General features: G+C 60.9%; 7 protein-coding genes and 1 pseudogene. 2 read left to right on the plus strand and 6 right to left on the minus strand.

Going from position 1 to position 10,000, the window contains the following annotated elements:
- Positions 1–24: 24 nt before the first annotated feature.
- The 3 genes from LDL37_RS00755 to LDL37_RS00765 all read right to left on the minus strand — a co-directional run bounded on the left by LDL37_RS00755 (position 25) and on the right by LDL37_RS00765 (position 4,247).
- Positions 25–1,908 (minus strand): oligopeptide:H+ symporter, encoded by a 1,884-nt coding sequence (locus tag LDL37_RS00755; RefSeq protein WP_290792910.1) that lies wholly within the window; start codon positions 1,906–1,908, stop codon positions 25–27.
- A 140-nt stretch (positions 1,909–2,048) separates the two neighbouring features.
- The gene (locus LDL37_RS00760) at positions 2,049–3,422 is read right to left on the minus strand and encodes a glutamate--cysteine ligase (RefSeq protein WP_290792913.1); all 1,374 of its coding nucleotides are present in this window, start codon (positions 3,420–3,422) and stop codon (positions 2,049–2,051) included.
- Between the two features lie 78 nt (positions 3,423–3,500).
- Positions 3,501–4,247 carry a 16S rRNA (uracil(1498)-N(3))-methyltransferase gene (locus LDL37_RS00765; RefSeq protein WP_290792916.1) on the minus strand — a complete coding sequence of 249 codons (747 nt, stop codon included), beginning with the start codon at positions 4,245–4,247 and terminating at the stop codon, positions 3,501–3,503.
- Between the two features lie 82 nt (positions 4,248–4,329).
- On the opposite strand from LDL37_RS00765, the gene LDL37_RS00770 reads away from it, so the two are divergent.
- A complete protein-coding gene (locus LDL37_RS00770) occupies positions 4,330–5,349 on the plus strand; it encodes a calcium/sodium antiporter (RefSeq protein WP_290792919.1) in 1,020 nt (339 codons plus the stop codon).
- Here LDL37_RS00770 and LDL37_RS00775 read toward each other — a convergent pair.
- The gene (locus LDL37_RS00775) at positions 5,320–6,264 is read right to left on the minus strand and encodes an alpha/beta hydrolase (RefSeq protein WP_290792922.1); all 945 of its coding nucleotides are present in this window, start codon (positions 6,262–6,264) and stop codon (positions 5,320–5,322) included. The two genes, LDL37_RS00770 and LDL37_RS00775, sit on opposite strands and share 30 nt — an antisense overlap.
- Positions 6,265–6,369: 105 nt before the next feature.
- On the opposite strand from LDL37_RS00775, the gene pelA reads away from it, so the two are divergent.
- On the plus strand, positions 6,370–7,578 hold the full coding sequence (gene pelA, locus LDL37_RS00780; protein WP_290792925.1) for a pectate lyase: 1,209 nt from the start codon (positions 6,370–6,372) through the stop codon (positions 7,576–7,578).
- 24 nt (positions 7,579–7,602) lie between these two features.
- On the opposite strand, the gene LDL37_RS00785 is transcribed toward pelA, so the two are convergent.
- Both LDL37_RS00785 and LDL37_RS00790 read right to left on the minus strand, forming a co-directional pair.
- Positions 7,603–9,543, minus strand: coding sequence for a peptidase M61 (locus LDL37_RS00785; protein WP_290792928.1), 1,941 nt, complete (start codon positions 9,541–9,543; stop codon positions 7,603–7,605).
- Between the two features lie 76 nt (positions 9,544–9,619).
- Positions 9,620–10,000, minus strand: a pseudogene (locus tag LDL37_RS00790) (hypothetical protein); the annotation flags it as partial.

Consider the following 10,000-nt stretch of genomic DNA (forward strand, 5'->3'; position numbering starts at 1 on the left):
GGGTTTTTTGTGTCATCTGACCGATCAGTGACCGGTCTTAGGCGTATCGTCCACCGTATCCGACGCCCCGTGCGCCCAGCCCTTGAGGACGAAGGACAACAGGAACAGGACACCGCCGAGGATGATACCCGCCCAGCCGATGGTGTTGAAGGTCTTGAGCGACGCCTGAAGCGCGGCGCTTGGGTCAAGCACCTGACCACCCACCGTCTCGGTCGAGGCGAAGGTCGCCACAAAGGCCGCCAGATACTGCGCGCCAGACGTGCCGAGGAACCAGATGGCCATCATGGTCGAAACCAGCACGGTCGGCGACAGCTTGGTCTGCTGCGACAGGCCGACCGGCGACACGGCCAGCTCCCCCCAGGTGTGGAACATATAGGTCAGGAACAGGCAGAACAGCGGCACGCGGAAGTCCGCGCCGGCCAGCGGGGCCGACCACACCAGCACAAAGAAGCCCATACCGGCCATGACCAGACCGAAGGCGAACTTCTTGACCGGGTCCGGGTCCTTGCCGCGCTTGGCGAGGAAGGTGAAGATACCGGCAAAGATCGGCGCGAAGACCAGAATGAAGAAGGGATTGAAGCTCTGGGTGTTCGAGGCATTGAAGCCCATGTCGATCCACAAGGCCCCTTCGGGCACGCCGCCCATGGCCGTCACCTGCCCCGGTGTGGCCAGAAGCAGCGCCCCCAGACGGATGGGTTCAGCGATCAGGTCCAGCGTGGTGTTGCGCTCAGCAAACAGGCTGAGCGAGGAACCGGCTTGCTCAAACAGGGTCCAGAAGACGACCGACGACAGGGTCAGCACCATGGCCAGCCCCAGACGGAAGTTTTCAACGCGGCTGAACTTGGTGAACATCTGGGTAAAGACATAGCCGAGGATCAGCACCGTCGCCACGCCCAGCGCATAACCGACGATAGTGTTGCGCTGAATGACGAAATAGATCAGCGGCACGGCGGCAAAACCCAGCAGATAGACCAGATTTTCCTTCGAGATAACGCCCGCGACCTTCTGTTTCAGCGCGGCGGGGTTCGGAGCTTCGCCCTTGCCCTCCAGCAGTTTCTTGCCGAAGATAAAGCACAAAAGGCCAATCAGCATACCGACGCCGGCCAGACCGAAACCGGCCCACCAGCCGACGCGCTCGCCCAGATAGCCGCACAGGATGGCGGCCCAGAACGAGCCCATATTGATGCCGAAATAATAGAGCTGGAAGCCCGAATCCCGGCGCGGGTCCTTCTCACGATAGAGCTGCCCGACCAGAGACGAGATATTCGGCTTGAGGAAGCCCACGCCCATGGCGATCAGGGCAATCGACAGGAAGAAGGCGTGTTCGGCCCACGGCGTCTCTGTGGCCTTGCTCTTGGTGAAGCTGCCCTTTTCAAGGATTTCCGGCAAGGGGGCGCCGGCGGGCAGGCCCTTGATCTGATAGCCGCCATCGGGGGTGGCGCCGACCTCATAGCTGGCATTCCCCACTTCCAGACGCGGCGCGTCGCCGGAATTGGTGGTACGCACCTCAAAGCCGTAGGTCTGGCCCTGATAGTGCAGGAACTCCTGTGTCGGCTTGCCCTCAAAGGCCATGCCGAAGTGGCCGAGCACCAACAACACACCGCCAAACACAATGGCCTTGCGCGTACCTATCAGCCGGTCCGCCACCAGACCGCCGATCAGCGGCAAGAGATAGACCAGGGTGGTGTAGGAACCGTACTGCGCACTGGCCTTGTCGTCCGGAAACAGGAAGTGGCGCGTCAGATAATAGATGAGCAGCGCCCGCATCCCGTAATAGGAAAAGCGCTCCCACATTTCCGCGAAGAAACAGACGATCAGGCCACGCGGATGGTGGCGCATCTGCACAATGACCGGAATGGCCGTCAGCAGGGTAACGAGAAGCCCTGCGGCGATAACGATATTGATCATGTAAACTTGCCCCGTAAGGCCTGTGCCGGGGCACCATTCGGGCCGCAATCGGACAGCAGACAGTTAATTTGCGGCGATAGGAGCAGCAAATGCACCGGTTGGCAAGCGCACTTCCGTTTCAGGGGAAACGGTATACGGTTTTAATAGGCTTCTTCTGTGTACAATTTACGAAGGTCGCCCGCCCACGGGCCCTGATATTTTTCGATCAGACGCTCGGCCGGGGTGACGCCGCTCTCCGCGATTTCAAACAGTTCGCTGAGATAGCCGGTTTCATCGACCAGCCCGCCGGACAGACGCTGGCGGCGCTTTAAGCCCTCCCGCGCGATAGTCAGGGTATCGAGCGTCCAGTCCTTCACCGGACGACCGGCGATCTCGCCTTTCAGGCCGGTTTTGGCCGCCATGCCGCGCAGGGTATCGTGGTCTTCGATGCGCCAGCCCTTGACCAGATCCCAGGCGGCTTCCAGCGCCGCCTGATCATAGAGGAGCCCCGCCCACAGGGCCGGCAGGGCGCAGATGCGCGACCACGGGCCACCATCGGCCCCACGCATTTCGAGGTACTTTTTGAGGCGCACTTCAGGGAACAGCGTCGTCAGGTGATCGGCCCAGTCGTCCATCGTCGGGCGCTCTCCCGGCAGGGCGGGCAGCTTGCCGTCCATAAAGTCACGGAACGACTGCCCCGAGGCGTCGATATAGCCGCCATTGGGCGCGCCCTTGCGTTTGACGAAATACATAGGGACATCAAGGGCGTATTGGGCATATTTTTCATAGCCGAAGCCGTCTTCGAAGACGAAGCCCAGCATCCCCGTGCGGTCGGCATCGGTGTCGGTCCACACATTGGCGCGCGCCGACAAAAAGCCGTTGAGCTTGCCTTCCGTGAAGGGCGAATTGGCGAACAGCGCCGTGGCGATAGGTTGCAGGGCCAAAGAGGTGCGGAATTTCAGCACCATATCGTCTTCGGACGAAAAATCGAGATTGGCCTGAATGGTCGAGGTGCGCAGCATCATATCGAGGCCAAGCGTGCCGACCTTCGGCATATAGGCGCGCATGATATTGTAGCGGCCCTTGGGCATGACCGGTGTTTCGGCCCGCGTCCACAGGGGCGAGAAACCGACGCCCAGGAAGCCCAGCCCCAGTTCAGAGGCCACGGCCTTGACCTCCTCAAGGTGCTGACCCGTTTCGCTGCAAATCTCGTGAATGGTCTCAAGCGGCGCGCCCGACAGTTCGAACTGCCCGCCGGGTTCCAGCGACACCGACGCGCCATCACGTTCGAGCGCGATCAGGTGTTCGCCCTCATAGACGCCGCTCCAGCCAAAGCGCATCAGCCCTTTCAGCAGGGCTTCGATGCCGTCCGGACCTGCATATTCGGGACGGCGCAGATCGCTTAAATGAAAGACGAACTTCTCGTGCTCGGCCCCGATGCGCCAGCGCTCAGACGGCTTTTCGCCCGACGCAAAATAGTCGGTAAGCTGCGAAAACGATTGAATGGGTTCCGAAATCTTGACCACGCGCCCCATCCCTAAAGTAACAGGCTCAATTGCAATTCACGGGTATATGGGCGTAAGGGCCCAGCGGCACAAGCGAATAACTCTAAACTATTTCCAATCACCCTTTACGGCCTGATACAGGGTCAGGGCCGAGATGGCCGCCGTGTCGGCGCGCAGGATGCGCGGCCCCAGATTGACGGCCACGGCGCCCGGCAGGGCACTCAGGGTCTGGCGCTCGACCGCGTCGAACCCGCCTTCCGGGCCGATCAGGATGGACACCGCCCCTTCGCCCAGCCCACTCAGAGCCTCCAGCATGGGCGGGATGGTGCGTTCACCTGCTTCGTGGGTGGAATCCTCGTCGCCATAGATCAGGGTTTCCGGCGCGGATTTAAGATAGGCCTCCAGCTTGACCGGGGCCTGCACCTGCGGCACGTCGAGGCGCTCGGTCTGCTCCGCCGCCTCCTGCGCGATCAGTTGCAGACGCGCGACATTGGTGTGGTCGGCATTGGTGCGGCGCGTGATCAACAGTTGAATTTCACCCGCCCCCAGCTCGGTGGCTTTCTCGATAATCGTCTCCAGCCGGGCGCGTTTCACCAGCGCAATCAACAGCTTCGGGGCATGTCCTGCGGCCGGTTGCGCGCGCGTCTGCACGATCAGTTCGACATGGACGTGCTTTTTGCTCACGCTCTGCAAACGGCCGCGCCATTCGCCATCGCGGCCATTAAAGACGCTGATCTCATCGCCCTCCCCCAGCCGCATCACGGCGGCGACATAGCGCGCCTGATCGGGATTGAGCGGGAAGATCAGCCCTTCGGCAAAGGGCGGCGTGGTTTCGGCAATAAACAGTCGGATCATGAGGCTGTCATACTGCCTCACGCTTCCGCCGCCAAGCGACGAATAGTCTTGTCCTTCGGCATCCCTCAGGGCAGGATGGTTAATGACCGGGGGTTTGGGCATGGATGTCATCGTCAATTTTATCGCCGCCTATATCGACGCCGCCTGGCTCGATTACGTGCTGATTATCGGCGGGCTGGGCCTGCTGTTTGTCGGGGGCGAGAGCCTGATCCGGGGCGCGGTCAGCCTCGCGCTGAACCTGCGCCTGTCGCGTCTTGTGATCGGCCTTACCGTTGTCGGCATGGGCACGTCGGCCCCGGAACTGATGGTGTCGGTGCAGTCGGCGCTCAAAGGCTCGCCTGATCTGGCCGTGGGCAATGTCGTCGGCTCCAACATCGCCAATATTCTTTTGATTATGGGCGTTGGCGCCCTGCTTTCGCCGATGGCTGCGAAGGGGCTCAGCCTGAAACGGGATGCCCTGATCATGTTTGCCGTCACGGTGGGTCTTCTGTGGCTTGGCTTTCAGGGGATCATCACACGCGATCACGGCTGGATGATGCTGGCCCTGCTCACCACCTATCTGATGGGTGTCTATGTCTGGGAAAAGATCATAGTGGGTAAGGATACGGCCCCGGCGGAGACTTCGACCGAAAGCGCAGGTTCGCCCCTTGTGGCACTGATCTGGGTGGCCTTGGGGCTGCTGATGCTGGTCGGCGGGGCCGATGCGCTGGTGCGCGGGGCCGAAAACGTCGCCCGCGGGTTCGGCATTTCGGAGGCCGTGATCGGCCTGACTCTGGTGGCGGTCGGCACGTCCCTCCCCGAACTGACCGTGACGATTATCGCCGCTTTTCGTCGTCAGGGTGAGGTCAGCCTAGGCAATCTGATCGGCAGCAACATCTTTAATATACTGGGTATTTTAGGTGTAACGGCCTGCATTGCCCCCTTGCGCATAGCGCCTCAGATGGCACAGATAGACATGCCGGTCGCCTTGGGCGTCGCCGCTCTGGTCCTGCTGATCATCCTGCTCGCCCAAAAGGTCGGGCGACTGAGCGGCCTTTTGTTCCTCGGCCTCTATGCCGCCTATATGACGTGGCTATTTGTGGGCCCCCAGAGCCTGCCCTAAACGCGCCGCGATAAAGGCGTCGATGGCGTCGGTATAGGGACCGGGCACGCCGACCATCTTGTTGATTTCGCCGTGGCTCTTGTCTTCCTTCTGCACCGGGGCCGGCTTGCCCAGTTGCCGCAGAGCCCGGCTGAAGGTGTCGGCCTGATCGCAGGGCCGGTCCTTGCGCTGGGTCGAACAGACCATCATCATGGGTACGGCCTGCGGCGTCAGACGCTCCAGCGGCGAGGCCTGCGCCCAGCGCTTCGGATCGCTGCCAAAGGCGTTGGTATAGAGCGGCAGCACGCGCTTTTGCGTCATCGTGGCCCGCAGGTCGAGCGTCGCCGAGTCCAGCACCACCGTCCCGGCCCACAGTCGCCCGCTTCTGGCCGTCACCACCGAGGGATCGGCAGACGTCAGAGCCACCAGTTGCGCCCCGGCGCTGTGCCCCATCAGGATCAGACGCGAGGCATCCCCGCCCCAGGTGGCGGCATTCTTTTGAACATAGACCAGCGCCGCCGCCACGTCCTCGGCCTGCGCATAGGCATCCGCCTGCGGCAAAAGGCGATAGTTGACGCTGACGACGATGTAGCCCTGGGGCAGCCAGTGCTTGACCTTGTTCTCGACCACGCCGCTATTGGCCTTGTCACCCGTCCGCCAGCCGCCGCCATGGACCATGACGATCATCGGCGCGTTGCGGGCATTGACCGGACTGTAAACATCCATCGCCTGCAAAGGGTCCGCCCCGTAACTGACGGTCTGCTTTTGGGTTCCGGGCAGGACGGCCTTATACACACGCGCCCCTTCTTCCGCTGACTCACCGTCCTGAAGCCGCTCCATATAGCGCGCTTTCAGACGCTCGCGTAGCGGCCCCTCCGCATGGGCCGGCACAGACGCCAGCATCAGAAGGCTCAGCAGGACAGGGGTCAGGCGCATGGCAAATCTCCGTTATGTCAGGGCTGATACGCCCGGTGCGCGCCGGACCCTGCGGCAGTAGCGAAATTTCCGCTTCGTGTTAGGCTGGCAAAAAAAGGAAACACCATGAAGACAATGCCCGCCCTTATTGCCGCCCTCACCTTGTCCGCCTGCGCCACACCACCGCCAGCGTCTGCGCCATCGCTGGACGGGTTTTACGACGCCGTTCACCATTGGCAGAACAAGAACGGCAAGTCCTATGCCCGCTATGTTGACGACGACGTGACGGCCATCGCCGACAATCTGCTCCTGCTGCAACGGGATAATGGCGGCTGGATCGAGAACCGCGACCCGGCGCGCATCCTGTCCGAGGCGGAAAAGGCGGCGGCGCTGAAAGAAAAGAGCGACCCGGCCTTCAGCTTCGACAATCGCAACATCTATACGCAGGTCGAGTATCTGATGGCGGCCTATGAACGGACACGGAAATCAGACTACCGTACCGCCGCCTTGCGCGGCCTCGATCTGATCCTGTCGCAGCAGATCAAAAGCTGCGGCGGCTGGCCCCACACCGTGCCGGCCAGGAACAGCTTTCATGACAAGATCACCATGGCCGATGAGGTGACATCGGGCAATCTGCGCCTGCTGCGTCGCATCAGCACAGGCGAATATCCTTTTGATTCTATGAGCAAAGATTTACGCAGGAAGGCCGCATCGGCGGTGGCCGCTGGCGATGCCTGTCTGCTCAGGCTGCAAATCCGTCAGAACGGGCAGCTCACCGGCTGGGCCGGTCAGTACGATCCCGTGACCTTGCAGCCCGTCAAGGGGCGCAGCTTTGAACTGGTGTCGATTGTCTCTCAGGAAAGCGTGGAAAATACCCGCTATCTGATGTCCATTCCAAACCCCTCGCCTGAGGTGATTGCTGCGGTCGATGGGGCCGTGGCATGGATGAAGCGTTCGGCCATACACGGCAAACGGCTGGAGACCTTCGCCCTGCCCGCCCCGGTCAAGTACGACTATCACACGGCGACCACCGATAACCGGCTGGTGGATGATCCCTCGGCGCCGCCTCTGTGGGCGCGGTTCTATGATATCAACGACAATTCGGTGATCCTGGCCAACCGCGACGGCGTGCGGGTCGCCACCTATGCCGACATCCACCCGGAACGCCGCTCAGGCTATAGCTGGTATGGTCAGTGGCCAAAAGAATTGATCACCGAATTGTATCCGATGTGGTCAAAGTGCCATTGCCGTATCGAGACTATCCCACTTACACCGGAACAGAAGAAAACGTGGGAAAAAATCGCCAAGGACATGAAGTCAAGAAACCCAAACTAACGGGTGCAGGGGCCGTGCCCCTGCCTACTTCTTTTCGGCCAGAATATCGTCCAGATAGGCCTTCTTGCCGTCGATGCGCTCAAGGCGCGGATAGCGCAGCCCGCCCGTATAGTCGAGCGTCACCGTCTTATAGGTCTTGCCGCGTTTGATCAGCAGTTCGACCGGCTTACCGTTTGGCTTGGCGGCGTCGGCAATGGCGGTTTTAATACCATCGGCTTCATAGGCGGTGCCGTTGACGGCGACCACGCTCATCCCCTGCCCCAGTCCGGCCTTGAAGGCCGGGCTGTCCCAGAAGACGCTGCCGATATCGCCCGTGGCGGTCAGTGACAGCCCCAGCGAATAGCTCAGGTCCGTTACCTTGGTCTTCTTTTCGCGCGCCTTGAACCAGTCGGTCGGCGTGTCGCTGTAGGTCAGCCTATACCCCCCGCGCTCCAGCCCGTCGAGGAAGGTGCCCTTTGAGGTCTCATTCACGCGCGTCTTGAGGAAAGTGTCCCAGTCATAGGCATAGACGCTGTTCAGAGCCGCCACCACGTCTTTGAACTCATAGGTTTCCGGCGTCCACGAGCCGTCCTTGATGCCAAAGAACAGGCCGGCGAAATCGTCCAGGGACTTCTTGTTGTTGGTCTTTTCACGGATCAGCGTATCGGCGTCGAGCCAGATCAGAAGCCCAACATTGTAATAGTCTTCGTTACGCTGCTGGCTCAGCCAGTTCTTGGGCTGACGCGCCGACAGGATCGGATCATTGGTGGTATCGAGCACCGGACGCCACTGCGAACCGGAGAAGTTGTCGTACTGCGCGGCGATCAGCGCGATGGCCTGCTTGGCCTGCTCCGGCGTGTAGAGGCCCGAGCGCGCCGACAGGACATAGCCCCAGAACTGCGTCTGGCCCTCATAGACCCACAGCAGGCTGTTGCGCATGGGGGTGTGGAAGTCGGGATTATAAAGGTCGGCACCGCGGCGGAACTTGCCGTCCCAAGAATGGGTATATTCGTGCGCCAGCAGGTCGCGCCCGACATAGTTGGTCTTCCACTCGGTGAAATAGGTGGAGTCGTGGCCATTTTCGGACGAGCGGTGATGCTCAAGCCCGATATCGCCCAGTTCTTCCGACAGGTGGACGAGGAAGTCGTAATGGTCGTAGTGCTGCGATTTGAAGACCTTGACCGCCTGCGCCACCATCTTCCTGTGAATGGCAATCTGCTCATCGGTGGCGGCCAGATCGCCCGGCTTGTCGGCAAAGACGTGCATGCGCACCGGCACCTTGGGATCGGCGCTGAGGTCGAAGGTCTTGCTGAACTTACCGGCAAACATCGGCGAGTCGATGAAGTGCTCATAGGGCAGCGGCTTGAAGGTGACGGTGCCGTCTGCATTCTTCGACGCCACATCAAGCGCCGCCGCATAGTCCCAGCCTTCCGGCAGTTTCAGCGTCAGTTCGACCGGCACGCGCGTCACTGCATAGCCTGCCGGATACATGGACAGGTTTTCCCATTGCAGATTGGCCATGACGTCGGTGACCACCACGCGGCCAGCGGCCGTGGTCATGGGGGTCAGGAAGTCGAACTCGGCCACCACTTCTTTGGCACCGGCGGGCACGTCGATATGAAAGGCTGTCACTTCAACGGGATCGCGCAACCAGCTCAGGCTCTGACCACCCGCCGAAAAGCGCACATTGGCGATCTTGTCCGCCTGCGGGCGCGGGGCGTGCTTGCCGGGCAGCCAGCGCGGCATGATCAGGGTGAAGGGGCCGGATTTGGCCACCGGAATGACCTGACGCACGCGCATGACGCGCTGCTGCGTATCGGTGGCATCGACATAGACTTTCAGCGTGCCGGGATAATCGACCTGCGCCGACACCGGCAAGGGGGGCGGCAGCGGCGCCGACACCTGAGCCGAAACCGGAACCGAAAACAGAGCCGCCGCCAAAACCGCCGCGCTGCTCACGCCCCATAGACGCGCCACCTTTACCATCCGTACACTCCGTAAAACGACTAAGCGTACAAACTAGGGAAGGTTGGGGCCGGTTGTAAAGCGGTTACAACAGACCCTATTTGATCAGCGCAACCTCAGCCTTGAGCGGAATATGCCGGTTGCCGATATTGTCGTGCAGAACCGCTTCGAAGCGATAGACGCCCGGCGGGTCACCGTCGTCAAATTCAATGATGATGGTCTCACCACTATCGAAGACATTGTCAGGACGTGTGGCCTCGCCCTGAAAGGCTTTCAAACCTTTCAAATCCATGGGGTTTTTACCGCCCATGAGTACGCCATCCGGCCGCACACCACGTATATCGTAAGTGACATCACCACGGTTGTGGTCGAGGGCGAAGCTCATGAAGACGATCTTGGCCGCAAAACGCTCTTTTATCTTCACCGTGCGTACGATGTGTAGACGCGGCCCCTGCTCTGGCGGTTTTTTGAACTCTTC

It is taken from the genome of Asticcacaulis sp., assembly GCF_020217185.1.
In the GTDB taxonomy this organism is placed as follows: Bacteria; Pseudomonadota; Alphaproteobacteria; order Caulobacterales; family Caulobacteraceae; genus Asticcacaulis.

Coding starts and splice junctions, on each gene's coding strand:
- LDL37_RS00755 (WP_290792910.1), bottom strand. CDS start 1,908: ATGATCAATATCGTTATCGCCGCAGGGCTTCTCGTTACCCTGCTGACG.
- LDL37_RS00760 (WP_290792913.1), bottom strand. CDS start 3,422: ATGGGGCGCGTGGTCAAGATTTCGGAACCCATTCAATCGTTTTCGCAG.
- LDL37_RS00765 (WP_290792916.1), bottom strand. CDS start 4,247: ATGATCCGACTGTTTATTGCCGAAACCACGCCGCCCTTTGCCGAAGGG.
- LDL37_RS00770 (WP_290792919.1), top strand. CDS start 4,330: ATGACCGGGGGTTTGGGCATGGATGTCATCGTCAATTTTATCGCCGCC.
- LDL37_RS00775 (WP_290792922.1), bottom strand. CDS start 6,264: ATGCGCCTGACCCCTGTCCTGCTGAGCCTTCTGATGCTGGCGTCTGTG.
- pelA (WP_290792925.1), top strand. CDS start 6,370: ATGAAGACAATGCCCGCCCTTATTGCCGCCCTCACCTTGTCCGCCTGC.
- LDL37_RS00785 (WP_290792928.1), bottom strand. CDS start 9,543: ATGGTAAAGGTGGCGCGTCTATGGGGCGTGAGCAGCGCGGCGGTTTTG.